The sequence below is a fragment of the Propionicimonas sp. genome (assembly GCF_034927565.1).
Taxonomy (GTDB): Bacteria; Actinomycetota; Actinomycetes; order Propionibacteriales; family Propionibacteriaceae; genus Propionicimonas.
On the sequence record NZ_JAYFPT010000012.1, the window covers coordinates 51,381 to 77,414 of the forward strand.

27 protein-coding genes are annotated in these 26,034 nt (G+C 69.4%); 12 read left to right on the forward strand and 15 right to left on the reverse strand.

Annotated elements, in window-relative coordinates; genetic code table 11:
• Positions 1–403 precede the first annotated feature (403 nt).
• The 3 genes from pflB (at position 404) to VB080_RS03710 (ending at position 4,902) form a co-directional block, all read left to right on the forward strand.
• Positions 404–2,674, forward strand: coding sequence for a formate C-acetyltransferase (gene pflB / locus VB080_RS03700; protein WP_323417075.1), 2,271 nt, complete (start codon positions 404–406; stop codon positions 2,672–2,674).
• Positions 2,671–3,567, forward strand: coding sequence for a pyruvate formate-lyase-activating protein (gene pflA, locus VB080_RS03705; protein ID WP_416339593.1), 897 nt, complete (start codon positions 2,671–2,673; stop codon positions 3,565–3,567). Before pflB ends, pflA begins: the two co-directional genes overlap by 4 nt.
• Positions 3,568–3,831: 264 nt before the next feature.
• The gene (locus VB080_RS03710; RefSeq protein ID WP_323417076.1) at positions 3,832–4,902 is read left to right on the forward strand and encodes a winged helix DNA-binding domain-containing protein; all 1,071 of its coding nucleotides are present in this window, start codon (positions 3,832–3,834) and stop codon (positions 4,900–4,902) included.
• A 2-nt stretch (positions 4,903–4,904) separates the two neighbouring features.
• Here VB080_RS03710 and VB080_RS03715 read toward each other — a convergent pair whose 3' ends face one another.
• Complete coding sequence (locus tag VB080_RS03715) at positions 4,905–5,468, reverse strand: cysteine hydrolase family protein (RefSeq protein ID WP_323417077.1); 564 nt, start codon at positions 5,466–5,468, stop codon at positions 4,905–4,907.
• A 243-nt stretch (positions 5,469–5,711) separates the two neighbouring features.
• Here VB080_RS03715 and VB080_RS03720 point away from each other — a divergent pair, with 243 nt between their 5' ends.
• From VB080_RS03720 to VB080_RS03730, 3 genes are read left to right on the forward strand one after another with little or no spacing between them, the layout of a single operon-like run.
• Positions 5,712–7,502 (forward strand): C1 family peptidase, encoded by a 1,791-nt coding sequence (locus VB080_RS03720; RefSeq protein WP_323417078.1) that lies wholly within the window; start codon positions 5,712–5,714, stop codon positions 7,500–7,502.
• Complete coding sequence (locus tag VB080_RS03725; RefSeq protein WP_323417079.1) at positions 7,502–7,882, forward strand: protease inhibitor I42 family protein; 381 nt, start codon at positions 7,502–7,504, stop codon at positions 7,880–7,882. The genes VB080_RS03720 and VB080_RS03725 overlap by 1 nt, the downstream gene beginning before the upstream one ends.
• A gap of 9 nt (positions 7,883–7,891) precedes the next feature.
• On the forward strand, positions 7,892–8,419 hold the full coding sequence (locus VB080_RS03730; protein WP_323417080.1) for a GNAT family N-acetyltransferase: 528 nt from the start codon (positions 7,892–7,894) through the stop codon (positions 8,417–8,419).
• 52 nt (positions 8,420–8,471) lie between these two features.
• Here VB080_RS03730 and VB080_RS03735 read toward each other — a convergent pair whose 3' ends face one another.
• Entirely contained in the window at positions 8,472–8,942 is a 471-nt protein-coding gene (locus tag VB080_RS03735; protein WP_323417081.1) for a methylglyoxal synthase, read from the reverse strand.
• A gap of 106 nt (positions 8,943–9,048) precedes the next feature.
• Between VB080_RS03735 and VB080_RS03740 the strand changes: the two genes are divergently transcribed.
• Positions 9,049–9,384, forward strand: coding sequence for a hypothetical protein (locus VB080_RS03740; RefSeq protein WP_323417082.1), 336 nt, complete (start codon positions 9,049–9,051; stop codon positions 9,382–9,384).
• Positions 9,385–9,515: 131 nt separating this feature from the next.
• Here the strand turns inward: VB080_RS03740 and VB080_RS03745 are convergent, their stop codons facing one another.
• A complete protein-coding gene (locus VB080_RS03745) occupies positions 9,516–9,902 on the reverse strand; it encodes a DUF6069 family protein (RefSeq protein ID WP_323417083.1) in 387 nt (128 codons plus the stop codon).
• 94 nt (positions 9,903–9,996) lie between these two features.
• On the opposite strand from VB080_RS03745, the gene VB080_RS03750 reads away from it, so the two are divergent.
• The gene (locus tag VB080_RS03750) at positions 9,997–10,440 is read left to right on the forward strand and encodes a MarR family winged helix-turn-helix transcriptional regulator (RefSeq protein ID WP_323417084.1); all 444 of its coding nucleotides are present in this window, start codon (positions 9,997–9,999) and stop codon (positions 10,438–10,440) included.
• Positions 10,441–10,468: 28 nt separating this feature from the next.
• On the opposite strand, the gene VB080_RS03755 is transcribed toward VB080_RS03750, so the two are convergent.
• The 10 genes from VB080_RS03755 to ychF form a co-directional block, all read right to left on the reverse strand.
• Entirely contained in the window at positions 10,469–11,575 is a 1,107-nt protein-coding gene (locus VB080_RS03755; RefSeq protein ID WP_323417085.1) for a GNAT family N-acetyltransferase, read from the reverse strand.
• Positions 11,572–12,003 carry a type II toxin-antitoxin system VapC family toxin gene (locus VB080_RS03760; RefSeq protein ID WP_323417086.1) on the reverse strand — a complete coding sequence of 144 codons (432 nt, stop codon included), beginning with the start codon at positions 12,001–12,003 and terminating at the stop codon, positions 11,572–11,574. Before VB080_RS03760 ends, VB080_RS03755 begins: the two co-directional genes overlap by 4 nt.
• Positions 12,000–12,233, reverse strand: a complete 234-nt coding sequence (locus tag VB080_RS03765) for a FitA-like ribbon-helix-helix domain-containing protein (RefSeq protein ID WP_323417087.1) — start codon at positions 12,231–12,233, stop codon at positions 12,000–12,002. The genes VB080_RS03760 and VB080_RS03765 overlap by 4 nt, the downstream gene beginning before the upstream one ends.
• Before the next feature lie 38 nt (positions 12,234–12,271).
• A complete protein-coding gene (locus tag VB080_RS03770; protein WP_323417088.1) occupies positions 12,272–12,925 on the reverse strand; it encodes a 2'-5' RNA ligase family protein in 654 nt (217 codons plus the stop codon).
• A gap of 296 nt (positions 12,926–13,221) precedes the next feature.
• On the reverse strand, positions 13,222–13,761 hold the full coding sequence (locus VB080_RS03775; protein WP_323417089.1) for a GNAT family N-acetyltransferase: 540 nt from the start codon (positions 13,759–13,761) through the stop codon (positions 13,222–13,224).
• Complete coding sequence (locus tag VB080_RS03780) at positions 13,754–14,401, reverse strand: GNAT family protein (protein ID WP_323417090.1); 648 nt, start codon at positions 14,399–14,401, stop codon at positions 13,754–13,756. Before VB080_RS03780 ends, VB080_RS03775 begins: the two co-directional genes overlap by 8 nt.
• A 116-nt stretch (positions 14,402–14,517) precedes the next feature.
• Positions 14,518–15,000, reverse strand: a complete 483-nt coding sequence (locus VB080_RS03785) for a carboxymuconolactone decarboxylase family protein (protein ID WP_323417091.1) — start codon at positions 14,998–15,000, stop codon at positions 14,518–14,520.
• Entirely contained in the window at positions 14,993–15,406 is a 414-nt protein-coding gene (locus tag VB080_RS03790) for a MerR family transcriptional regulator (protein WP_323417092.1), read from the reverse strand. Before VB080_RS03790 ends, VB080_RS03785 begins: the two co-directional genes overlap by 8 nt.
• A gap of 182 nt (positions 15,407–15,588) precedes the next feature.
• Positions 15,589–16,158, reverse strand: a complete 570-nt coding sequence (locus VB080_RS03795) for a nucleotidyltransferase family protein (protein ID WP_323417093.1) — start codon at positions 16,156–16,158, stop codon at positions 15,589–15,591.
• An 88-nt stretch (positions 16,159–16,246) separates the two neighbouring features.
• Positions 16,247–17,320, reverse strand: a complete 1,074-nt coding sequence (gene ychF, locus VB080_RS03800) for a redox-regulated ATPase YchF (protein ID WP_323417094.1) — start codon at positions 17,318–17,320, stop codon at positions 16,247–16,249.
• Between the two features lie 62 nt (positions 17,321–17,382).
• Here ychF and VB080_RS03805 point away from each other — a divergent pair, with 62 nt between their 5' ends.
• Positions 17,383–18,282 (forward strand): HAD-IA family hydrolase, encoded by a 900-nt coding sequence (locus VB080_RS03805; protein WP_323417095.1) that lies wholly within the window; start codon positions 17,383–17,385, stop codon positions 18,280–18,282.
• A 97-nt stretch (positions 18,283–18,379) separates the two neighbouring features.
• On the opposite strand, the gene VB080_RS03810 is transcribed toward VB080_RS03805, so the two are convergent.
• Entirely contained in the window at positions 18,380–19,633 is a 1,254-nt protein-coding gene (locus VB080_RS03810) for a M18 family aminopeptidase (RefSeq protein WP_323417096.1), read from the reverse strand.
• 148 nt (positions 19,634–19,781) lie between these two features.
• Between VB080_RS03810 and rmuC the strand changes: the two genes are divergently transcribed.
• Together rmuC and ilvA are read left to right on the forward strand one after the other, a co-directional pair.
• Entirely contained in the window at positions 19,782–21,032 is a 1,251-nt protein-coding gene (rmuC, locus tag VB080_RS03815) for a DNA recombination protein RmuC (RefSeq protein ID WP_323417097.1), read from the forward strand.
• A gap of 47 nt (positions 21,033–21,079) precedes the next feature.
• On the forward strand, positions 21,080–22,342 hold the full coding sequence (ilvA, locus tag VB080_RS03820) for a threonine ammonia-lyase IlvA (RefSeq protein ID WP_323417098.1): 1,263 nt from the start codon (positions 21,080–21,082) through the stop codon (positions 22,340–22,342).
• On the opposite strand, the gene VB080_RS03825 is transcribed toward ilvA, so the two are convergent.
• Positions 22,334–23,299 carry a 4-hydroxy-3-methylbut-2-enyl diphosphate reductase gene (locus VB080_RS03825; RefSeq protein ID WP_323417099.1) on the reverse strand — a complete coding sequence of 322 codons (966 nt, stop codon included), beginning with the start codon at positions 23,297–23,299 and terminating at the stop codon, positions 22,334–22,336. The two genes, ilvA and VB080_RS03825, sit on opposite strands and share 9 nt — an antisense overlap.
• Before the next feature lie 491 nt (positions 23,300–23,790).
• Here VB080_RS03825 and VB080_RS03830 point away from each other — a divergent pair, with 491 nt between their 5' ends.
• Positions 23,791–25,797, forward strand: a complete 2,007-nt coding sequence (locus VB080_RS03830) for a heavy metal translocating P-type ATPase (RefSeq protein ID WP_323417100.1) — start codon at positions 23,791–23,793, stop codon at positions 25,795–25,797.
• Positions 25,798–26,034 lie beyond the last annotated feature (237 nt).

Below are 26,034 nucleotides of genomic sequence, written 5' to 3' on the forward strand. Positions count from 1 at the left end.
GGAGCAACTCCAGTGGACGGTTCGGTGAACAACGGCGGGCATCTCGGCGACCCGCTCCCCGGTTCGGCCAGGCAGTTCCGTTGAACCTCGCGGTAAGAGTGTCGCGATTCTGCAGGTCGATGCGCTCTGGGCCGCCAGGGTCACCACCTGCTGCGATCGACCTGCAGAATTGCGACACCTCACCATGGCAGCCGGCTACCACGAGCGAAGCGGCCACGCGCGCACGCGCCCCGCGTGATTTCGCCGTCCGAAGAATGGTCTGACCAAATCTGCTACATCAGGTAGTATTGCGAATGCGCTGGTCACACGGTCATTGCGCGATCCCCGGGACACCCCTCACTTCGGGCTCCATCGACACCGTGTCAGCTGCGCGCCCCGATGTCGGCACGATCTCAGGAGTCTCATGACGGCCCAGGCCACCACCCCCGCACCGCTGTACCGCGACGATCCGTGGGAGGGCTTCACACCTGGGCTGTGGCAGCAGCGAATTGACGTCCGCGACTTCATCCTGGCGAACTTCACGCCCTACACCGGCGACGCCGCCTTCCTGGCCGGACCGACCACGAAGACCCTGACCGTCTGGGAGACCCTGCAGCGCGACTATCTGTCGATCGAGCGCGCCAAGCGGGTCTACGACGTGGAGACCCACATCCCCGGCGACGTGGACGCGTTCCCGGCCGGTTACATCTGCGACGACGACACCGTGATCGTGGGCCTGCAGACCGACGTGCCCTTGAAGCGGCCGATGATGCCGGCCGGTGGCTGGCGGATGGTGGAGACCGCGATCCGGGAGGCCGGCCTGGAGCCCGACCCGCAGGTCAAAGAGATCTTCACCAAGCACCGCAAGACCCACAATGAGGCGGTCTTCGACATCTACACCCCCAGGATCCGGGCGGCCCGCAGCGCACATCTGGTCACCGGCCTGCCGGACGCCTACGGTCGCGGCCGGATCATCGGCGACTACCGCCGGGTGGCGCTGTACGGCGTGGACCGGCTGATCGAGGCCAAGCGCGCCGACCTGGATTCGGTGGTCGATCAGCCGTTCAGCGAGAACTGGGCGCGCTACCGCGAGGAGCACGCCGAGCAGATCAAGGCGCTGGGCAAGCTGAAGAATCTGGGTGCGAGCTACGGCTTCGACCTCGGACGCCCGGCGGCGACCTTCGTCGAGGCCGTGCAGTGGACCTACTTCGCCTACCTGGGCTCGGTGAAGAGCCAGGACGGCGCGGCGATGAGCATCGGACGGCTGTCGGGCTTCTTCGACATCTACGCCGAGCGCGACCTCGCCGCCGGGTCGCTGACCGAGGAAGCAGCCCAGGAGGTGATCGACGCGCTGGTCACCAAGCTGCGGATCGTCCGCTTCCTGCGCACCATCGACTACGACCAGATCTTCTCCGGCGACCCCTACTGGGCCACCTGGTCCGACGGCGGCTTTGCCGACGACGGACGCACCCTGGTCACCAAGACCTCCTTCCGGCTGCTGCAGACGCTGCGCAACCTCGGCCCGGCCCCGGAGCCGAACATCACGATCTACTGGGATCCGGCGCTGCCGGCCGGTTACAAGGAGTTCTGCGCCGAGATCTCGATCGAGACCTCCGCCCTGCAGTACGAGTCGGACGCCGACATCCGCAGCCACTGGGGCGACGACACCGCGATCGCCTGCTGCGTCTCGCCGATGGCGATCGGCAAGCAGATGCAGTTCTTCGGTGCGCGGCTGAACGCCGCCAAGACCCTGCTGTACGCGATCAACGGCGGCCGGGACGAGATGACCGGCAAGCTGATCGTGCCTGACCACGCTCCGATCACCGGTGACGAGCCGCTGGACTTCGACACCGTGTGGGCGAAGTACGACCGGATGCTGACCTGGGCGGTAGAGACCTACGTCGAGGCGCTGAACATCATCCACTACAGCCACGACCGGTACGCCTACGAGGCGATCGAGATGGCCCTGCACGACGACCAGATCGTCCGGACGATGGGCTGCGGCATCGCCGGGCTGTCGATCGTGGCCGACTCCCTGGCGGCGATCAGGTACGCCACCGTCACGCCCGTCCGCGACGACTCGGGCCTGGTGGTCGACTACCTCACCGAGGGCGACTTCCCCAAGTACGGCAACGACGACGACCGGGCCGACGAGCTGGCCCAGTTGGTGGTCTCGACCGTGATGGACAAGATCCGCTCGCTGAAGCTGTACCGCGACGCCGTCCCCACCCAGTCGGTGCTGACCATCACCTCGAACGTGGTCTACGGCAAGGCCACCGGCTCGTTCCCCTGCGGGCATGCCGCCGGCACTCCGTTCGCACCGGGCGCCAACCCGGAGAACGGCGCCGACACCCACGGCATGGTGGCGTCGATGATGAGCGTCGGGAAGCTCTCCTACGACGATGCGCTGGACGGCATCTCGCTGACCAACACCATCACGCCCCCGGCACTGGGCCGCACCGCCGGCGAGCGGGTCTCGAACCTGGTCGGGATTCTGGACGCCGGCTTCGGCGAAGGCCTCTACCACGCCAACATCAACGTGCTGAACCGGGAGACCCTCCTCGACGCGATGGAGCACCCGGAGAACTACCCGCAGCTGACCATCCGGGTCTCCGGCTACGCGGTGAACTTCGTGAAGCTGACCCGCGAGCAGCAGCTGGACGTGCTGTCGCGGACCTTCCACGAGTCGCTGTGACCACAACGCTGGCCGCCACTGCCCCCGGAGCTGGCCTGGGCCAGGGGACGGTTCCCCGGCCCAGGCCAGCCGCGCGGCCGGGGCAGGGCTCGGCAGTCTCGCTGAGCGGCATCCCGGTGGCCAGCCACCTCAGCCGTTCCGAGCTGCTGCTCGGCCAGCGCACCGGCGAAGTCGGCTCGGTGCACTCCTGGGAACTGGTGACCGCTGTGGACGGCCCGGGTACCCGGATGACCACCTTCCTGGCGGGCTGTCCGCTGCGCTGCCTGTACTGCCACAACCCCGACACCATGACCGCCAACCGCGGGCTGCCGGTGCTGGCCGACGACCTGCTCGCCCGGATCAGCCGCTACCGCGGCGTGTTCGCCGCCACCGGCGGCGGCATCACCCTGTCCGGCGGCGAGGTGCTGCAGCAGCCGGCCTTCGCCCGGCGGGTGTTGCGCGGCGCGAAGAACCTCGGCGTCCACACCGTGCTCGACACGTCAGGCTTCCTCGGCCGCAATGCCGACGACGCCCTGCTGGCCGACGTCGACCTCGTCCTGCTCGACGTCAAAGCCGGTGACGAGACCACCTACCGCCGGGTGACCGGCCGCAGCCTGGCACCCACCCTGGAGTTCGGACGCCGGCTGGACGCCCTGGGCATCCAGACCTGGATCAGGTTCGTGCTCGTCCCGGGTCTCACCGACGACCCCGCCACCATCGAGCCGATCGCCGACTACGCTGCCTCGCTGGCCTGCGTCTCCCGGGTGGAGGTGCTCCCGTTTCACCAGCTGGGCCGGGACAAGTGGGCCGAACTGGGTCTGGACTACCAACTGGCCGATACCGAGCCTCCGTCCGCCGCCCTGGTGGCCGCCGTCAAGGAAATCTTCGGCTCCCGAGGGCTCACCACCTACTGAGCGCCCCGGGTTCTCCCGCAGAAACCGGGTGATTCCGGCGACTCGCGTGGATAATCCCGGCGAGTTGTCAAAACCACCCGGTTTCTGCCGTTGATTACCAGAGGTCCCGGCGCAGGCCGGGATAGCGGTCCCCACCCAGTCGTCCCGGCGCAGGCCAGGATCGGCCCGCATCACCTTCTGGGAAGTCCTCCGGGCTGCAGTCATCCCGGCGCAGGCCGGGATCGATCCTTGCGTGGTGCCCTCCCGGCTGGCAGGGTCGGGCGGGTGGAACTCGACCAGGTGCTGGCGCGGCGGCTGGCCACCCAACGGCTGACCGGGCCACCGGCCGACTCCCCCACCCAGGTGGTCCGGGAGTTGCTGTGCGTGCAGGCCCAGGACGCTCCGCTGGCGAAGGCGATGCTCGCCTACCGCAGCACCGGCGGCGTCGCCGGGGTCGATGCGGCCCTGGCTGCCGGGCAACTCGTCCGCACCCATGTGCTGCGGCCGACCTGGCACTACGTCGCTGCGGAGGACCTGCGCTGGCTGCTGGAGCTCACCTCGGCCAGGGTGGAATCCGGCATGGCGGCACGGCACCGGCAGCTCGGGGTGGACGAGCCGACGATCGCCCGGGCACTCGAGGTGATCACTCGGCGACTGGCCGGCCGCCATTTCACCACCCGCACCGGCCTCGGCGAGGCCCTGGCGGACGCCGGCCTGCTGAAAACCGGCGACCCGCTGTTCGGGCAGCGACTCGCCCACCTGTTGCTGGTGGCCGAGTTGCGGGCGGTGACCTGCTCGGCCCCGGCGGATGCCGTCGAGCACCACTACGCGCTGATCGACGAGGTGCTGCCGGTCACGCCGCCGCGCAGCCGTCAGCACGGTTTGGCCGAACTGGTGGGACGATTCGTCGCCAGCCACGGCCCGGTCGCGCTGAGCGACCTACAACGCTGGACGCCACTGCCCCTGAAAGAACTCCGCACCACGTTGGCCGGCCTCGCCGACCGGCTGACCTCGCTCGATGTGGACGGCGCCGAACTCTGGTACTGCCCCGATGAGCCCCAGCGCTCCCGTCCGCGCCGCGCCTGGCTGCTCTCGACTTTCGACGAGGCCTATCTCAGCTACCGCACAACGGGCTATCCGCGCTCACCCGGGCACCCGGACGGCGACTCGTTCGCGGCCTTCGTCACCGCCGGCGGACCGGTGCTCTGCGACCTGCGGGACGTCGGCAGATTCACCCGCCGGATGGTGCGGGGACGGCCCGAGGTGACGCTCGTCCTCGACCCCGGTCTCAGTCTCGCCCAGCGTTCCGCGATCGATGAGGCGGTCGACCTGTTGAAGGCGACCATCAGCGGCTGAGTTCACGCTGCGCCGAAGTCGAGCTTCCCGGACTCGACCACTGCCGCCGTTCGCCCCGGCGCGGTCTGGAAGCTCCAGTACAGGTTGGTGTGGGCGACCACCAGATCGGGGCTCGGGGCGCCCCAGGCGGAGAGATCCTCGGTGGTGTGGGCATCGGCGACCAGCGTGGTGTCATAGCCGCGGACGAAGGCGCCGTGCAGAGTGGACCGGATGCAGGCGTCGGTCTGCGCTCCGGCGACTAGCAGGTGCCCGACGCCGAGCCGTTCGAGTACCTCGCCCAGGTCGGTCTGCTCGAAGGAGTCGCCGTAGGTCTTGGCGATCCTGGGTTCGACATCCCGCGGGTCGAGTTCTGGGACGATCTGCCAGGCGTCGCTGCCGATCGGCCGTTCATCGCCCTCGGTGTGGTCCTGCACCCACACGACCGGGACATCGGCCTCCCGGGCGCGCCGCACCACGTCCGCGATGCGTGCCACCACCTGGTCGCGCTGCCAGGCCTCGCTGACAACGCCGTTCTGGACATCGATCACCAGCAACGCAGTATTCGGACGGTTCTGGATCGTGGTCACGAGACAGCCTCTCACTCGACTGCCGGCCATCCTAGGCAGCTCCACCGACAGGACGGTCCACCGGGTGGTCGACGGCCACCAGCCCTGTCCCGCCATCGGGCGCGAGGCCTGCTACCAACAACTGCCACCCTGTCCGCGAACGATCCCCGGCTGAGGTGCCGCCCCAGCTCTTGCGCCGGAACCACTCCCGGGCCGATCGTCGTAGCTGAGCAACGAGGCTCACTTCAGCGAAAGGGGAGTTCGATGGCGCTCGAACTTGCCACCCTCAGGAACGCGGCGCTGGTCTCCGAGATTGCGTGGCGTCCGGGACAGACCACCAATACGGGGCTGTCACCGCTGCACGCCCGGGCCCGGCTCGGTGCCGTCCCACCCGGCGGCCTGGCCGGCCTGCAGGCTCGCGAACAGGCGGCGACCGCCCGGCTGGCAGCGGCGCCCTCCCTCGCTGCCGCGACCGCCGCGCCACCCGTGTACGACTGGCGCAATGTCGCCGGCGGCAACTACGTGACCGCCGTCAAGGACCAGGCCGGGTGCGGCTCCTGCGTGGCCTTCGGTGCTGTCGCCGTGCTGGAGACGATGGTGCGGATCGCGGCCAGGCAACCCGGCCTCGGGGTCAACCTCTCCGAGTCCTATGTCTTCAACTGCCTGGGTCCCGGGAACGGCGCCAGCCCCTGTCCGGAGGGTGGTTGGTGGCCGCTGTGGGCGTTGCCCGCGATGAAGTCCGGGGTGGCGGACGAGGCCACGTTCCCCTACACCGACGGCCCGGGCTGCCATCGCGGTTCGGACTGGAAGTCGCGGCTGACGACATTCGACGGTTTCACCCGCAAGACCTCGGTGAATGCCATGAAGACCTACCTCTCGACGGTGGGGCCGATGATCGCCTGCTTCACGATCTACGAGGACTTCTTCTCCTACTACACCGGAGGGGTCTACACGTACCGCGCGAGCACCGCCGGCGACGTGATCGGCGGGCACTGCGTCGCGATCATCGGCTACGACGACGCCAAGAAATGCTGGATCGCCAAGAACAGTTGGGGCACCGGCTGGGGTGAGGACGGCTACTTCCGGATCTCCTACGGCAGCGCCGGGATCGACGCCGAGATGTGGGGGATCAACGGCCAGGTCAGGTCTCCGCTGATTCGCACCACCCTGCGGGCGGTGATGACCGGCTCCGGGAACGTCTACCTCACCGAACGCAACAAGGCGGGCGGCTGGCAGTCGCCGGTGAAGCGACTCGATACCGGCGCTCCGGGCGACCCCGGCACAGTCACCGCGGTGACGGCAGCCAGCACGATCAACCGGCTGCACGTCCTCGGGCTGGTCGGCGGCAGGCTGTGGTACACCCGCAAGCGGACCGACGCGGGCTGGGCGGCGTGGGCGCGGCCGACCAGCACCCAGCCGTCCGGGGTGGCGAGGTGGGACGCGGTCAGCTGCGCGGCCGCGGGCGACGTGGTGCACGTCACGGGGCTGTCAGGCGGCGCGATCTGGCACACCCGGCGGACCGCGAAGGGCAACTGGCAGCAGGCCTGGGTGAAGGTGGCCGCCGCCACCACCGCGGCGGGCAGGTTCACCGCCCTGAGTTGCCTCACCCGCGGCAGCGAGGCGAACGTGGTGGCGGTGGCCGGCGGCAAACTGTGGCTCATCACCCGCAAGAAGGACGGCAGCTGGAAGGCCCCCGCAGCGATCAAGCCCGCGGACGGGGTCGTGCCCGGCAGCTTCACCGCGGTCGGCGCCGCAGCCGTGGACGGCCGGCTGAACCTGGTCGCGTTGAGCGGCCGCAAGCCATGGCTGCTGGCACGCTCTGCGAGCGGCGCCTGGGGCAACTTCCACCAACTCCCGCCGGCTGCTCCGGGGACCAGCTTCACCGCGGTCGCCTGCGCCGACGTGGGCGCTACCCTACACGTGCTCGCGATCGCAGCCGGCAAGCCGTGGCACACCCGGCGGAGCCCGGACGGGACCTGGCAGGCCAGCTTCGCCAACGCGGGCGGCCAGTTCACCGGGGAACCGGCCACGATCACCTCGCTGGACGGCGCCTGATGCCTGCGGCAGACAGCGGCCAGGAGTTCTGGGCGTCCTTCACCCTGCGAGTCGGTGAGAAGCGCGAGCTGGCCCTCCCCGGCCTAGGAACGGCCGGCTTCCTCTGGTCGGCCAGCCTGGACGGCGATGCCGCTGCCGTCGAACTGGCCTGGGAACGCGGATTCGGGACGGACGACAGCCCCCGTCCGGTCGGCGCCAGCGCACCAGAACGGTTGCGTATCACCGCAGCCGCCCCCGGTCGTGCGAGGATCCATCTCGCCCAGCAGCGTCCCTGGGAGCAGGGACGTCCCCTGGCCGCGCACACCGTGGACGTCGAGGTCCTCCCGCCTCAGATGCCCGCGGAGCCAGCCTCGCAGCCACACGATCGCGGACCTCGCTAGGCTACCCGGGTGGCCTCTGTCCTGATCCGTCCCCCGGTGCCCGATGACGCCGCAGAGTGGTTCGATTTCGTCGTCGAGCAGCAGGCACGGACCTACCAGGGGATCGTCCGGCCCGACTTCGCCCAGGCTCAGTGCGCCTTCCGCGACAGTTGGGTTCCCGGGCTGGCGCAGGACTTCGCCGACCCCGGCACCGCGCGACGGCTGATCGCCCGGCAGGAAGGCCAGGTGGTCGGCGTGGCCTCGATCGTGGACGCACCCGACGACTGGGAGGTCGGGGCGGGCCTGGTCCCCGCACCTGCCTCGCACTGTCTGGACCGGCTGTACCTCCACCCTGACTTCCAGGGACAGGGCCTTGGCTCGACACTGCTGGCGAACATCGACGACGGCCACGACCTCTACCTGTGGCTGATCGACGGCAACGCCCCGGCCCAGGGGTTCTACCGCCGTCGCGGCTTCGTCGACGAGCCGGAGCACTTCCCCACCAGCGAGTCCTGGGGCGAGGTGCCCATGCACCGGATGGTCCGCCGGGCAGCCTGAGGCGACAACGAGCAGCGGCCCGCCGAGGCCTTCGGCACCGGCGGTGGCATTCCTATGCGGCTGCGTCCCTGCCCGGTGCCGCGGCGGTGTGGTCCCATCCCCGCGGGGTGAGGTCGGGCCGGCGGTGCAGGTAGCCGTTGGACAGCAGCGGGGACGAGATGATCATGTCCGCGCTGGCCACATTGCAGGCCATCGGAATGTTCCAGACCGCACCGATCCGCAGCAGCGCCTTCACGTCCGGGTCATGGGGCTGGGCCTCCAGCGGATCCCAGAAGAAGATCAGCAGGTCCAGGGCGCCTTCGGCGATCCGGGCGCCAATCTGCTGGTCGCCGCCCACCGGGCCGGAGAGGAAGCGGTGGACGGGCAGGCCCAGTTCGTACTCCAGCATCGTCCCGGTCGTTCCGGTCGCGTAGAGATCGTGTTCGGCCAGTGTGTCGCGGTTGTACCCGGCCCAGCGCAGCAACTCCGTCTTCATGTTGTCATGGGCCACCAGCGCAATCTGGCGTCGGTTCTTGGTCGTCATCATGAAAACCCCCTCATCACCATCGTGACCGGCAGTCATTGCGGGCACGTTACCCGGAGCCTGCCACTGCGTTACGACCAGGCAAGCGAGCGGCTACCGTTCGAGGATGACCGACGAGTTACCGCAGCGTTCCTTCGAGACGGTGGCGGAGCTGTGGGACTGGCTGGCAATCCACCACGACTCCCACCCGGGGCTGTGGGTGGTGCTGGAGAAGACCGGCAGCCCGAGGCCCTCGATCGGCTTCCACGACCTGCTGGAGGCCGGGATCGCCTTCGGCTGGAGCGAGAGCACGCGACGGGCGAACGACCGCACGTCCTACCTGCAGAAGTTCACCCCACGCCGCACCCGCGGCACTGCCTCGGCCCGCAACCTCGCGATCGCCGACCGGCTGGAGTCCGAGAGCCGGATGACCCCTGCCGGACGTCGTGCGCTCGGGCGTTGAGCCGGGGGCGGCGCGGCGGGACCGGGCCCGTCAGTGCCGCTTGCCGACAGCCCGCGGCAACCACTCCCGGCGAAACCGGTCAGCAAGACATCGTGTCGACCGGCACCCCAGGCGGGGCAGCCTGCTCCGGGTCAGCCCCGGCGGCCGGCAGCGATGAACCAGGCGACGCCGGTGGCGACGTGCATCACGGCCAGGGTGATGCCGGTGGTGAGTTCGGCTGCCATGGTCAGTGGTGCAGCCGTGGAGAGGACGGCCGCCACCAGACCGACCCAGGCCAGGACGCGCGCCCGCTCGGCATGGCGCCGGGCGACCAGCCAGAGCACGAGGGCGCCGACCGCGAAGGCTGCCAGGGTCGCGACGATCACCTGGACGAAGCCGACCGGCTGACCGCCGGCGACCAGGCTCGCCCCGGCCGCCTGGCCGATCAGGAGAACGACGATATTGACCAGGACCGCCGCCACGGCGGCGATCGGGACGGCGAGGGCCACCGGACGGGTGGGGGTGGTGTCGGTGCTCATTGCTCCTCCAATGCTTGAGTGGGTCAAGTATTTCGACCGTAAGACAAATTGTTGAGATAGTCAATCATTGAGTTGGTCCAGTAACCTGTCGTCCATGAACGACCTGGAGCATCGCGTCACCGAGGCGCGCACCCTGTCGATGCTGCTGTTCCAGGCCATGGAGCGGGCACGGAACGACTTCGGAGCCCTGGCAGCCAGGCACGGCGTGACGCCGCCGATGGCGCGCGTGCTGCTGTTGCTGGCCGAGCCCGTCCCGATGCGCGGAGTGGCCCGCGAACTCGGCGTCGACCCGTCCTATGTCACCGGCGTCGCCGACGAACTGGAGCGCGCCGGCCTGGTCGAGCGCACTGTCGGCCTCGACCGCCGGGTCAAGCTTCTGCGGGCCACCGCCCGGGGCGCCAAGGTCCGCGCACGGCTGGCGGAGTCGATCAGCCGCGAGGCGACCGTGCTGACCCGGCTCACCGAGGACGAACGGGCCACCCTTCGGCTGCTCGCCCAGCGACTGCTGGCGGAGGCAACCGATCCCGTGGCCGGCTGAGCCGTTTCGGGCCCGGCATCTGCCGAGGTCAGCTGCGGCGCCAGAGGTAGGGCGTGGTGGTGGAGGCCCTGATCAGCCCGGAGCGTTCCAGGATCGGACGGGAGAACTCCGTGGAGTCGCTGTGCAGCAGGGTCCTGCCCTGAGCCAGCGCCGAGCGCGCCCGGGCGGCGGTCAACGCCCGGTAGATGCCCTTGCCCCGCCATTCCTCACGCGTGCAGCCGCCCCACAGCCCGGCGAACTGCGTCCCCGGCACGAATTCCAGCCGACCGGCGCTGACCATCTCGCCGCCCACCTCTGCGACCCACAGTTCCAACTGGTCGTCGACCGCGTGGCGTCGCACCAGCGCGTCCGCCCGCTCGCCGGAGACCTCGTCGCGGAAGACCCAGTCCTGCAGAGCGCTCATCGCACGGATGTCCGTCTCGTCGTGGATCTGCCGGACGACGACGCCCTCGGGCAGCGGCACCTCCACCGCCAGCGCGGTGGCCTCACCGAGCATGATCGACTCGGTCTCCTCAGGCTGGAAGCCGTGGGCGATCAGCGCCTCGGGCAGACCCGGCGCGACATCGTGGCCGCGGGTCTTCCACTCGATGGTGGCGATCGACTCGTCGGGTTCGAACAGGGCGAGCGCCTGCGCCACCAGGCCGCCCACCCCGGCCTGGCCCATCCCGGCAAGATCGCGATAGCTGATGAACCCCTCGCCGCCGGCGTAGGTCGCCAGCCACAGCGGGCCCAGCCGCCGCACCGCGAGCGCATTGGCCATCTCGGCCTCGGTGCGCAGTTGTTCGTCATAGGCCTGCAGCAAGCTGAGGCGAACGCGTTCCTGCTCGCCGTCCTCCAGACCCTCGACGACGTACCTCCGTTCGATCCCGGCCGTCGCCCGCCCCCACTCGCTGGCGGCGACCCGGGCCTGGTGGGCGGCAAACGCCGTGGCATCGACGAACCGCTCGTCGACCTGCCAGACCAGCGGATCATCGGTGGCTCGAACCTCGAAGGCGAGGCAGCCGGGTTCGGCGCGGGTCAACGCGCGATGCTGGGGCAGCTGACGTCGGACGACCTCGGCCTCCGCTGAACTCCGGCAGACGAGCTGGCCTCGGAGGCCGACGTGATGAGGCTCCCGGACAGGGGCGTGGGTCATGACTCTCCTCGAGTTGTCCAGGGATTCACCACGACGACTCCGGTGTGCTGGAAGTCCCTCATGTTCCGGGTCGCGCAGACAGCGTGGTGGACCCGGCAGATCGCGGCGATCTGGGCGTCCGCCATGCTGATCGGCCGCCCCGCCTTTTCCCGCAGGATGAGGACGTCGGCATAGTGATTCGCTGCGTCGTCGTCGAACGCCAGGATCGCCCGGCTGTCGCGATAAGGCCGTAGTGCCCGGTCGACCCCTGCGCTCAGTTCCGCCTTACGCCGGCCGTCCGGCAGCCGCCGCAACCCGGCCAACAGCTCGGCGAGCGTGATCGCCGTGATGGACACGTCGTCGGTGAGTTCCTTCAGCCACGCGACGACTCGCGGATCGGGCTCCGGCTTGAGGATCTCCGAGACCACGTTGGTGTCGAGGACGATCATCCGAAGTCCACCGACCGCGCGGGGTCGGTTCGCTCGGGAATGGGAAGGCCGTCAATCCCGCCGAACTCGCGCGCCGCGTCCAGCAGGGCCAGGCCGATATGGGGCCGGCGGGTGGCCCTGGTCAGAATCTCGCGGGCCTCCGCCTCCATCGACCTGCCGTTCTGGGCGGCCTGCGCCACCAACTGCGCCTTCACCGATTCGTCGAGCCCGCGGACCACGATGGATGCCATCAGCCACCCCTCCCTCTGCTATCACCCATGATAGCGCCTTACGCCAGCAGTTGACCTGCGCTGAGTTCGAGGATGCGCTCGCCGAGGACTCGCCAGGTGTAGAGGTGGCCCTCGCGGCGCAGTTCGAGCAGCGACAATGTCGGACGGGTGACCACCACATCAGCCAGCCCCGCTTCGGCCACCCCAGCCAGCAGTGCAGCCTCGTCGACCTCGCCAGCGAAGTAGGCCAGTGAGACGTGTGGGTGGAACGCGGCCCAGTCACCGGGGGTGAGCAGTTCGTCGACTGCCTGCACCTGCTCATCCTTGAGCGCGGTCAGCCAGTCCGGCGCCGGCCCGGTGAGGCTGACCCCCTCCCGTCCGAGGAAGAAGGTGTCGAAGACCAGCGGCGGGCTGCCGTCCGCCCGGCTCGCGGCGTCGACGAGGATCCGTTCGGACAGCGACTCCACGGCCTCCGGCGGGACCTCCGCGGCGAAGCCGACCCCGGTCATGGTCAGGTGCAGCCAGGCCTGGGGCACCGGACCCACGTTCCCCAGCGCACCAAGGACGCCCACGTAGCGCTGCGCGGCCTCCGCCACCGCCAACTCAGCACCGAAGGTGAGGTGGAAGGTGAGGTAGCGAGTCTCCGGATTCCAGCCCGTCCGCCACCACCAGTGAGTCGCCGTCCGCTCGAAGTCGCCCCGGTACACCTGCATTCAGCCAACGCTATCGGCGGCAGATCGCGCGACCTGCCGCCAGCCCTTCCGGAGCTCGATTCCCCGCCACCCCACGGATGGATGAGCGGCACCCCCATGGCGGCTAGGTCCGCCACACTACGGGTGGCGAGGGTCAGTCCATGAACCATGGCGGTGGCGGCGATGGAAGCGTCCTGAACCGGCCGGGGAGCGGGGACGTGCAGCCGAGCGGCCTGGCGTGCCACCGCAGGACTGACCGGCAGCGCTGGCAGCACACGCCCCAAACCTCGTAGCCAGGGCGTCGACACTGAATGCGCTCAGGCCAGGGCTGCCTGCAGTTCCCGGTCGCTGAGCGGACGGTCGGCGTACACCAGCCGGATCGCGGTCGGGTCGGGGTTGCCCGCGTCCGGGCCGCGATGCCGCAGCGCCAGCCCCACCTTCTCCGCCACCCGCGCCGAGGCCAGGTTGTGCTCCAGGAGGTAGGCGATCACGAGCAGGTCCGGTCGGACCAGGTGTGCCTGCTCGATGGCCTGCCCGGCCAGCCAGGTGGCGATCCCGCGGCCATGCGCTTCGTACGCCAACCGGTAGCCGAGGTTCCAGAAGGCACCGCCACGCACCTCGCAGCCACCGCAGCCCAGCACCTCGCCAGTGCCGCGATCGCGGACGATCCAGGTGGACAACTCGTCCCGCTCCCAGCCCGCGATCCGGGCGCGGATCATCTGCTCGGTGACGCCGATCTCGGCGTGCCGCCCGGACGGAAGATGCGTCCAGACCCGGGGATCGCTGTAGATCCGGTGGACGGCGGCGACGTCGTCGAGCGTCAGCAGGTCCAGCCGGAGGTCACCCACCTCAGTCATCGCTGATCGTCATGGGTACGCAATCCGGCGAAGGGTCACAGGGCGGCTGCCCCTCGGGATCGGCGCCCCTGGCGTCGTTGACAGCATCGGCCTCCCCCGGCGTGGATCGCGTCAGGCTGTACATGTACATGTCCTTGCGCTGGTCGCCAACCGCCTGCCAGGACCGCAACAGGCCTTCCCGCTGGTAACCGCAGCTCTCGGCAGTACGCCAGGAGCCCCGGTTCCACGGCTCCACGGAGAGTTCGATGCGCGCCACGTCGTCGAACGAGAGCGCCCAGGCCGACAGCAGCCGCAATGCCGCAGTGGCATAGCCCTTCCCCCGGAATTGCTGAGCGATCCAGTAGCCCGTGCTGACCCTTCCCTGATCGAGATTGCGCAGCCACAGCCCGATCTGGCCAACGGCCTGATCGGTGGCTGCTTCCGCCACGGCGAAGGAGTAGCCCACACCGGTCGCCAGCCGATCGTGCTGGCGCGCGATATAGGCGACCGCGTCCGCTCGCGTACCGCTGTTCGGCACCGTCGTGATGAGCGGGATCAGCGGGTCTGCCGCGACCGAACAGACCAGGTCGGCATCGCCGTCCCCGAAGGCGCGAAGGACAACCGGGTCGCGCCGGAGTTGCGGCATCACGGTTGGCCACATCGCTCTAGTACACGCGCATCCCACTCACTCAGCAAGCCCGCAACCCCGGCTTCGGCTGTTCGAGCCTGGCGCACCCTCGCCGTCATGGGCTCCGGCCTCGGCGACCTGCGCGGCGGTCAACCTCGATGCGCTGGGCGAACTCCGGGCTCGCCCGCGCCCGAAGCCGACGTGCGCGGGACCGCTGACGACGCTGCCTGGTCGACCGGCAGCAGGCCGCGCTCGGCGAACACCTTCTTCGCGACGAAGGTCGCATTCAGGGCACGTGGGAAGCCGCAGTAGACGGCGGCGTGCAGCAGCGCCTCGACGATCTGCGCCGGGGTGAGCCCGACGTTGAGCGCGGCGTTGATGTGGACATCGAGTTGCGGTTCGCAGCCGCCGAGCGCGGTGAGCATACCGAGGGTGACCAGTTGCCGGTCGCGGGGCTCCAGGCCGGGACGGGCGTAGATCTCGCCGAAGGCCCAGGCCACGGTCTGGTGCGCGAGCTCCGGGGAGATGTCGCCGAGGGCGTCGATCACATTGCGGCCGGCCTGGCCGTCGATCGCGTCCAACACCGTCCTGCCGTGGTCGAAGCGCTGCTGTCGTTCGGTGGTTTCAGTCATGGTCCGTCCTGTTCGGTTGTTGGGCCTGGATCGCCGCGAGGTCGTCTCGGTAGGAGCTGATCTTGGCGGTGAGCGCCCGGTCGTGGGCGCGGAGCCGGGCGATCTGCTCACGCAGCACCACCTGGTGCGCTTCGAGCATCCGCAGGCGAGGCCCGGTGGTGACCGGACCCTGCTCGCGCAGCGCGGCGTACTCGCGCATCCGCGCGATCGGCATGCCGGTCGCGCGCAGCCGCAGCAGGAAGCTGACCCACGCCAGGTCCGCGGCCGAGTAGCGGCGCTGGTTGCCCGCGTTCCGGGCCACCGGACGGATCAGCCCGGCCCGCTCGTAGTAACGCAGCGTGTGCGCGGTGACCCCGGTCGCGGCGGCCATCTGCGCAACGGTGAGGCCTGGTTTGTCCTGTGCCATACCCAGCAGGCTAGGAGTTGGAGCGCGCTCGAAGTCAACCTCCGGTGTCGCACCCCGCCGCAACCGCAGGGACGTCATCGCTGCGCTCACGACCAAACCTCGGCAGCCTCATGCCGGCATGAGTCGATCGATGACCTGCTCACCCTGCGCGCCATCGACCAGGCAGGGGGTGGTCCAACCGCCTACGAGCCAGGTCCGCCCTCCTCCACCCGGAGACGCGGCCACCTCGCGGTCCACCGTTTCCTTGCGATCCGCTCTCGGAACACCTCGATCCTCGATGCCTCCCGAAACGGTGGAGTAGGTCGCGCCACCAGTTCCAGCAGATCACCGGCACCGCAGCAGTAGAGGAACTGCAAGGCACCCTCCACCGATCGAACTCCGACACAGGTCGCGGTCTCCACCCAGTGCGCGATTCCGTCACTCGTTGAGCTGTAGGGGTTGAAACCATCGAGTTCGTGCATCCGAGCCTGGTTCCTGACTTCCCAGTTCGCGAAGGGAAAGCGGTCGTTGGCACCGTCCTCCAGGTCCCAGTCCCGCTGAGCCGACCTGTTCAGCGCATCGAAGTACACCAGATCGACGTCGGAGTCGTGCCGAGGTTTCAGACCCGAGAGATGATCCCAGACCGCATTTCGCAAGAAGCCGGCACCAATCCACCAATCCGGAAGGCCGAGCTGTTCGGCCGCAGCCAGAACGCGCATCATCCACTCGTCACCTCGAACAAGGTCCTCGACATCGTCCTCAGTCACCGTCACGCCCTCCTTCCCCGACGCTCATTGCCGGCACCCAGCGCAACGAGGACGGGCGGGGTTCAATCAGCCTGCCAACAGCCGCGGACTGCCCTCACACATTGAACCGGAACTCCACCACGTCGCCGTCCTGCATGACGTAGTCCTTGCCCTCCATCCGAACCTTGCCGGCAGCCCGGGCGGCGGCCATCGAACCGGCCTCGATCAGGTCGTGGTAGCTGACAATCTCGGCTTTGATGAAGCCCTTCTGGAAGTCGGTGTGGATCACCCCGGCGGCCTGTGGTGCCGTCCAGCCCTGGTGAATCGTCCAGCCGCGGGACTCCTTCGGGCCAGCGGTCAGGTAGCTCTGCAGTCCGAGGGTGTCGTAGCCCACCCGGGCCAGGGTGTCCAGGCCGGGCTCGGGAATGCCCATCTCGACCAGGAACTCACGGGCCTCGTCGGGCTCCATCTCAATCAGTTCGGATTCGATCTTGGCGTCCAGGAAGATCGCCTCGGCCGGGGCGACCAGGTCTCGCATGCCGGCGATCAGCGCCTCGTCGGTCAGTTCGTCGGAGTCACAGTTGAAGACGTACAGGTACGGCTTGGCGGTGAGCAGGAAGAGCTCCTTCAGCGGTTCCAGGTCGAGCCCGGCGGCATGGACGCCCTGGCCGGAGTTCAGCACCTGCTGCGCCTGCTGAACGGCAGCGAGAACCGGCTGGCGCTCCTTGCGCAGCCGGGCCTCCTTCTCCAGCCGGGGCAGCGCCTTCTCGATGGTCTGCAGGTCGGCCAGGATCAACTCGGTGCGGATCGTCTCGATGTCGTTGCCGGGGTTGACATCGCCGTCGACATGGGTGACGTCGGGGTCGCGGAACACCCGGGTGACCTGGCAGATCGCGTCCGCCTCGCGGATGTTGGCCAGGAAGGCGTTGCCCATCCCCTCCCCCGCGGAGGCGCCCTTCACGATGCCGGCGATGTCGACGAAGCTGACGGTTGCCGGGACGATCCGCTCGGAGGAGAACATCTCCGCCAGTACCGCCAGCCGCGGATCGGGGACGCCAACCACGCCGACATTCGGCTCAATGGTGGCGAACGGGTAATTCGCCGCAAGCACGTTGTTGCGGGTCAGCGCGTTGAACAGAGTGGACTTGCCCGCGTTCGGCAGGCCGACGATTCCGATGGTGAGAGCCACGTCGGCCTAGCCTATCGGCCCGTACGCTCGCGTCTGGCACCGATCCCGGCCATGCTTGGCCGATGGACACAGTGATCTTCGACATCGGCGGCGTGCTCATCGAATGGGAGCCGGAGCGAGCCTTCGAACAGGTGATGCCGGCCGAGCAGGTACCGGCCTTCATGGCGCGGATCGGTTTCGCCGACTGGAACCACGGCAACGACGCCCGCGCCAGCATCATCGACGCCGAGGACGATCTCGTCCGGAGGTTCCCCGGCGACGAGGTGGGCATCCGTGCCTACCGGCAGAACTTCCTGCACACGGTGACCCGGATGGTCCCCGGGACGCCGGCCGTCCTCGCCGAACTGCTCGGGCGAGGCATCACCGTCGGTGCCCTCACGAACTGGGCGGCCGACAGCTTCGCGCTCACCCGCGAACGCTTCGGTGTTCTGGGACGCTGCGCCGACATCGTGGTCTCCGGTGAGGAGGGTGTGATAAAGCCCGATCCCGCGATCTTCCGGCTGGCCTGCGAACGCCTGGGCGCCGCCCCGGAGCAGGCGGTGTTCATCGACGACTCCGCACGCAATGTCGCCGCCGCTGCCGAGGTCGGGCTCACCGGGCTGCACTTCACCTCTGCCGAGCAACTGCGTGCCGACCTGGTCGACCTCGGGCTGCTCGGCGAACGAGCGACGGTCAACCAGCCGGTCTATCACTGGGCGCTACGGTCCCGCTGGGAGTCCGCCCTCGCCGAGGGCGAGTACCCCTGGTCAAGCCGCGAGACCGGCTACCTCGCCGAGGGCTTCGTCCACTGCTCGTTCGCGCACCAACTGGACGGCACCCGCGAGCGGTTCTACGCCGACCTGCCGAATGCCGACCTGACGCTGTTGCGGATCGACCCCGACCCCGACCTGCCGATCCTGGTGGAGGACGGCTACCCGCACCTGTTCGCACCACTGCCACTGACCGCCACCGTCGTGGGTTGATCGCCGTGTCGCGATTCTGCACCTCGATACAGTTCGGGCGCCAAAAACCGCCCCGCGGTGGAATCGACGTGCGGAATTGCGACAGACCCCAGAGGCCCTACCCCTCGGTACCGCTGTAGAACGCAGCGAGCGCCCTGGCCAGGTAGCCGGGATCGGCCGTCCCGCACATTTCTCGGGCCGAGTGCATGCTGAGCAGCGGGATGCCGACGTCCACCGAGGTGATGCCCAGCCGGGTCGCGGTCAGTGGGCCGATGGTCGAGCCGCAGGGCACCGCGTTGTTGGAGACGAACGGCTGGGTGGGCACCCCGGCGGCCCGGCAGACCTGCAGCCACAGCGCCGACGAGGGCCCCTCGGAGGTGTAGCGCTGGTTGGCGTTCACCTTCAGCAGTGGACCGGCATTCAGGCTGGGACGGTGGTCAGGATCGTGCAACTGCGGGTAGTTCGGGTGGACGGCGTGCCCGGCGTCCGCCGACACCACGAAGGAGCGGGCCAGCGCCCGCTCGTAACGGTCGGCGTCCCAGCCGAGTGAGCCTGCGATCCGCCGCAGCACGGTTTCCAGCAGCGGGCCCTGGGCACCGCTGCGCGAGCCGCTGCCGATCTCCTCGTGGTCGAAGCAGGCCAGCACCTGGATGTGGTCGGCGGGCTCGGATGCCAGTAGGCCAGCCAGTCCGGCGTGCACGCTGGAGAGGTTGTCCAGCCGGGCCGAGGCGAAGAACTCCCCCGCCACCCCGATCACCGCTGGCGCCTCGGTGACCGCGGAGAACAGGTCGTGGCCGTCGATCTCGTCGCGGTGGATGCCGAGCAGCCCGGCGACCGCGGCCAGGATGTCACCGGCGCCCAGCGCGAACACCGGCTTGAGGTGAACCTGCTTGTCGAGGTGCAGTTGATCGTTGACGCTGCGGTCCAGATGGGGGGCGATCTGCGGGATCCGCAGCCAGGCCGGGGTCGACACCAGGCGGACCGCACCGTCACGGGTGATCACCCGGCCGGCCAGCCCGAACTCGCGGTCGAGCCAGGAGTTCAGCAACGGGCCGCCGTAGACCTCCATCGCCGCCTGCGACCAGCCGTAGGCGTACGCGGACGGATCGGGCTTCAGCTTGAAGCCCGGCGAGTCGGTGTGGGCGCCGACGATATGGAATCCGGACGGCCCGGCATCGGGCACCCGCCAGGCGACCACCGCGCCGTCCCTGACCAGATAGTGCGCACCACCCGCCCGCCAGGGTTCGTCTTCGCGCTGCTCGGTGAACCCCGCCTCGCCCAGCCGCCGGGCAACCTCGGCGGCGGCGTGGTAGGAGGACGGGGAGGCGGTGACGAAGGCTGCGAGATCGGCAAGGTGCTGGGACGGGTTCATGAGGACGAGTCTGCCCCCGGCGGCCTGTCATCCGCCATCTGAAGCCGGACCCTCCCCCAGACCACCGCCACCCCACAAACCTGACCCACACCCCGGCACGGCGGTGCTGTCAGCATTACTGTCAGTGGCCTCAGCCAGAATGTCTGGCATGGACGATGTCGGGATGTTGATCGCCGGCCTGCTGGTCGGGATCGTCGTCGGCGCGGCTGCGGCCTGGCTGGTCGCCCGCGCCGAACTCGCTCGGGCGCAGGCCGGTACCGCGGGCGCGCTCGCCGAACGCGACGCGGCACGGGAACGGGCAGCCGAGATCGTGGCCGACCGCGAGAACCAGCTTGCCCACTTCCGCGCGCTCTCGGCCGAACTGCTGCAGGGCCAGACCGCCCAGGTCGAACAGTCGGCCGAGCAGCGGCTGCGGGCCACCGAGTCGCTGATGGCACCGATGCGCGAAACCCTGGAGGCCTTCCGTCAGCAACTGGGCGAGGTCGAGAAGGAGCGGGCGGCGCTCGCTACCGACCTGCGCAACCAGGTGACCGCCGTGAAACAGACCGGCGACCAGCTCCGCACCGAGACCGCGGCACTGGTGAGCGCGCTGCGCAAGCCCCAGGTGCGGGGCAACTGGGGCGAGCAGCAGTTGCGCCGGGTGGTCGAGCTGGCAGGCATGCTCGAGCACTGCGATTTCGCCGAGCAGCAGACCACGCGCAACGATTCCGGGGCGACCGTCCGTCCCGATCTGATGGTGATGCTGGCAGGCGGTAAGCGCATCTACGTCGACTCCAAGGTTCCGCTGGCGGCCTTCCTCGACGCCTGCGAGGCTGGCGACGAGCCCACCCAGGCGCAGCATCTGCGGCGTTTCGCCCGGCATGTGCAGACCCACGTCGACCAACTCTCCCGGAAGGACTACTTCACCGCCGAGACCGCCAGCCCCGAGTTTGTGGTGCTGTTCCTGCCCAGTGAGGCGCTGGCCGCCGAGGCTTTCAGCCAGCTGCCTGACCTGCACGAGTACGCAGCCGCCCGCGGCATCGTGCTCGCCAGTCCGACCTCGCTGATCGCCATGCTGAAGACGATCGCCTACGCCTGGCGGCAGGAGGCGGTCTCGGAATCCGCGCGCGAGGTGTTCCGGCTCGGACGGGAGCTGTACGACCGGCTCGGAACGCTGGGCAAGCACTTCAACCAGATCGGCAAGTCACTGACCGGAGCGGTCGCTTCCTACAACGCGGCGGTGGGCTCGATCGAGCACAGCGTGTTCCCGTCCGCCCGGCGGCTGCGGGAACTGAAGGTGGTCGACTCCGACCTGCTCGAGGTGCGGGCCAGCGATGCCTCGGTGCGCCAGCTGGGGGCACCCGAGCTGATCGAGGACGCCGCCGCCGTCCCGACCGTGCTCGGACGCGAGTCCGCCTGACATGCGGGCCGGGCCGTCTTGGTGCGGCCGGTGACAGAATGCACGCTGTGAGTGCCGACACCCAGCTCGTGAACGCGAGCGCGATCGACGAGGCAGCGCACCGGCTCGACGGTGTCGCGGTCAGGACGCCACTGCAACTCGACGAGCGGCTCAGCGACCTGACCGGTGCCTATATCTGGCTCAAGCGGGAGGATCTGCAGCCCGTCCGCTCCTACAAGATCCGCGGCGCCTACAACCTGATCGCCCAGCTCCCCGGCGCCGAGCGCGCCGCCGGGGTGATCTGCGCCAGCGCGGGCAACCACGGCCAGGGGGTCGCATTTGCCTGCGCGAAACTCGGCATCCGGGGCCGGGTGTACGTCCCGTCCACCACTCCTCGGCAGAAGCGGGAGCGGATGATCGCTCTCGGCGACGGGCTGATCGAACTGGTCGTGACCGGCGACAACTACGACGAGGCGGCGGCCGCCGCCTCAGCAGAAGCCGCCGCCAGCGGAGCGACCCTCGTCCCGGCCTTTGACGATCCCCGCACGATCGTCGGCCAGGGCACCCTCGCCCGCGAGATCAACGAGCAGTTCGGCTACTCCCCTGACGTCCTGGTACTGCCGGTCGGTGGCGGCGGGATGCTCGCCGGCTGCCTGACCTGGCTGACCGAGCGCAGCCCTTCGACCAGGGTCGTCGGTGTGGAACCGGCAGGCTCCCCCACCATGGCCACTGCCCTGGACGCCGGACGCCCGTGCGACCTGCCGACCCTGGACACCTTCGCCGACGGCGCCGCCGTCCGCCGGGCCGGCGATCTCACCTATGCGATCGCGGCCCGGCACCGCCCGGCGATGCTCACCGTCCCCGAGGGACGGATCTGCAGCGAGATGTTGCGGCTCTACCAGACCGAGGGGATCATCGCCGAGCCGGCCGGCGCCCTGGCCACCGCCAGCCTGGGGCTGTTCCAGCCCGAGCCCGGGCAGGTGGTCGTGTGCGTGGTCTCCGGGGGTAACAACGATGTGTCACGCTACGCCGAGATCGTCGAACGCGCCTTGGTCTACGAGGGACGCAAGCACTACTTCCTGGTGAACTTCCCGCAGGAGCCGGGGGCGTTGCGCCGCTTTCTCGACGAGGTGCTGGGCCCCGACGACGACATCACGTTGTTCGAGTACGTCAAGCGTTCCAACCGGGAGACCGGACCAGCGCTGGTCGGCATCGAACTCGGGGATCCGGGCACGCTGCCCGCACTGCTTGCCCGGATGGCGGCCAGCCCGATGGGAGTCGAGGTGATCGATCCCGGCAGCCCGTCCTACCGGTTCCTGGTCTCAGGCTGAGGCGGCCCGCAGATCCTTGCGGAGTTCGGGAGGCAGTGCGAAGACCAGATTCTCCTCGGTGAGGCGCTCCTCGACCGCGGCCGGGAAGCCCCTCTCCTCCAACAGGGTCAGCACACCCTGCACGAGTTCATCGGGAACCGACGCACCCGAGGTCACCCCCACGCTGTCGACCCCCTCCAGCCATTCGGACCGGACCTCGGAGGCATTGTCCACCCGGTAGGCGGCCTTGGCACCGGCCTCGAGCGCCACCTCGACCAGACGCACCGAGTTCGAGGAGTTGCGTGACCCGACCACGATCACCAGGTCGGTGCCGGCGGCGATCTGCTTGACCGCGGACTGCCGGTTCTGGGTGGCGTAGCAGATGTCGTCGCTGGGCGGGTCGATCAACTCGGGGAACTTCTCGCGCAGTCGGGTGACCGTCTCCCAGGTCTCGTCCACACTCAGGGTGGTCTGGCTCAACCAGGCCACTTTTGTCGCATCGTCGACCTCGACGGCGTCGACATCGTCCGGGTGCTGCACCAGCGTGATGTGCTCCGGCGCCTCACCGGTGGTGCCCTCGACCTCCTCGTGGCCGGCGTGCCCGATCAGCAGGATCTGCACTCCCTGGCCGGCGAAGCGCTTGGCCTCGTGGTGCACCTTGGTCACCAGCGGGCAGGTCGCGTCGATGGTCTTCAGCCCGCGGGCGGCGGCCTCGGCGTGGACGGCCGGTGACACGCCGTGCGCGGAGAACACCACCGTCGCGCCGGCTGGCACCTCGTCCAACTCCTCGACGAAGATCGCGCCGCGCGACTCCAGGTTCTCCACCACATGCCGGTTGTGCACGATCTCCTTGCGGACGTAAACCGGCGGGCCGTAGAGATCAAGCGCCTTCTCGACGGTGACCACCGCGCGATCGACACCCGCGCAGTAGCCCCGGGGCGCGGCCACGACCACCCGCCTGGCAACCGAATCCGTCATGGCACGTAGTTTAGTTGCCCGCATCCGGACCGGTTCGGGCGACCAGCCGGACAACAGGCCTGGCTGCCGCCGCCCCGCTGCTCCAGACCCGGGAGGGGTACAGTGTGAACCAGACCGATACCCTCCAGGGGTATAGCCGCCGAGATGAGACGCACAGCATCATGACTGGCCAGCAGGACCACATCGACCACGAAGCCCACGCAGGGATGAGCCATCCTTCGCATATCGGCCGGCCCGGGACGGACCATCCGGACCACTCCGCCGCCGATCAGCCCGGTCACCCGGGCAGGGGCCACACGAATCGGCCGGAAGACGGCCACGTGGGGCCGAGCCACAGCCCCACGAGCCACCCGGACCACCCGGGCACTGGCCCCGCCGAGATGGACCACGCTGGCATGGACCACGCTGGGCACGCCGACATGGACCACACCGGGCACGCCGACATGGACCACGCTGGGCACGCTGGCATGGACCACGCTGGGCATACCGAAATGGACCACTCCGGACATACCGGCCACGCGGGCCATGTCGCCCGGTTCCGCAGGCTGTTCTGGATCAACCTGGTGCTCGCCGTGCCGGTGGTGGGGTTCTCGTCCATGTTCGCCATGCTGGTCGGCTACCAGGTGCCGGCCTTCCCCGGTTCCTGGCTGATCGCCCCCGTGGTCGGCACCGCGATGTACCTCGGGGGCGGCTGGCCCTTCCTCACCGGCGCCGTGGCCGAGATCCGGTCCCGTCGCCCGGGAATGATGCTGCTGATCGGGCTGGCGATCACCGTCGCCTTCGGCGCCTCCTGGGGCGCCAGCCTCGGTCTGCTCGACCACCAGCTCGAGTTCTGGTGGGAGCTGGCACTGCTGATCGTCATCATGTTGCTGGGGCACTGGATCGAGATGCGGTCGCTGGCCCAGACCACCTCCGCTCTGGACTCCCTGGCCGCGCTGCTGCCCGACGAGGCCGAGCGGCTGGACGGCGAACAGGTGGTCAAGGTTGCTCCGTCCGAGCTCCGCGTCGGGGACGTGGTGCTGATCCGCCCGGGCGGCAGCATCCCGGCCGACGGACGGATCGTCGAGGGCCGGGCGGCCGTCGACGAGTCGATGGTGACCGGCGAATCCCGTCCGGTCGAACGGGCGGAGGGTGATCGGGTGGTCGCCGGCACGGTCGCCACCGATTCGGGCCTGCAGGTGCAGGTCACCGCGACCGGGGACGACACCGCTCTGGCCGGCATCCGCCGGCTGGTCGCCGAGGCACAGGGTTCGACGTCGCGCGCCCAGCGGATTGCCGACCGCGCGGCCGCCTGGTTGTTCTGGTTCGCGCTGGCAGCAGCCGTGGTCACGGCGATCGTGTGGAGTGTCGTCGGCCAGCCGGAGGCAGCGGTGGTGCGAGCCATCACCGTCCTGGTGATCGCCTGCCCGCATGCCCTGGGCCTGGCCATCCCGCTGGTGGTCTCGATCGCCACCGAGCGCGCCGCCCGGGGCGGCGTCCTGGTCAAGGACCGGCTCGCCCTGGAGAGCATGCGCACGGTGGACATCGTGCTGTTCGACAAGACCGGCACGCTCACCCGCGGGGAGCCCACGGTGACGCAGCTGGAGCCGGCTGGTGGGCTGGACGCCGATGCCGTGCTGGGTCTGGCAGCAGCGGCGGAGGCGGCGAGTGAGCATCCACTGGCAAAGGCAATTGTGCAGGCGGCGGCCGAACATGGTCTCGCCGTGCCGGCAGCATCCGGGTTCAGTTCCTCACCTGCGGTCGGAGTGACCGCGACGGTCGAGGGGCATCAGATCAGGGTCGGCGGCCCGGGACTGCTCACCGAGGCCGGAGTCGACGAGATCGCCACTGCGGAGACCTGGCGCAAGCAGGGGGCGATCATCCTGCATGTGCTGCGCGACGGCGAGGTGATCGGTGGGCTGCGGCTGGCCGATGAGGTGCGACCGGAGTCCGGCGAGGCGGTCGAAGCGCTGTATGCCCTGGGTGTCGAGGTGGTGATGATCACCGGTGACGCCGAAGCCGTCGCCACCGACGTCGGCCGGCAGCTCGGCATCGACCGGGTGTTCGCCGGCGTCCGTCCCGAGGACAAGGCGGCCAGGGTCGCCGAACTGCAGGCCGGGGGCAGGAAGGTGGCGATGGTCGGGGACGGCGTCAACGACGCTCCGGCGCTGGCCCGGGCCGATGTCGGGATCGCGATCGGCGCCGGGACGGACGTGGCGATCGCCTCCGCCGGCGTGATCCTCGCCAGTTCGGACCCCCGCTCAGTGCTGTCGGTGATCCAGCTCTCGCGGGCCACCTATCGCAAGATGCTGCAGAACCTGTGGTGGGCGGCCGGCTACAACCTGCTTGCCGTACCCCTGGCCGCCGGCGTCCTCGCACCGGTCGGCTTCGTGCTGCCGATGTCGGTGGGTGCTGTCCTGATGTCGCTGTCCACCGTGGTGGTCGCGCTCAACGCCCAGCTGCTGCGCCGACTGGACATCACGCCGGCGACCTCGGTCCGGGAGATCCTGCGGAACTGACCCCGTCCCTGGCAGCCAGCACCCACTCCCAGCCCGACGGTCGCTGGCCTTCGCAGGTGTGCCGCGAACCCGGCTGTCGGCACTGGTCCCCAGAGCGTGTCTCCCTGTCCCTGGCCGTCGCGAGCGGGGTTCCGCGGAGTGGCTCGCCAGGCACAGGAGGGAGGCGATGTGGTGCATCGTCGACCGACGACAACGCTGCGAGACGCCCGTGGGGCGCCGCACAGCAGGCCACCGTTG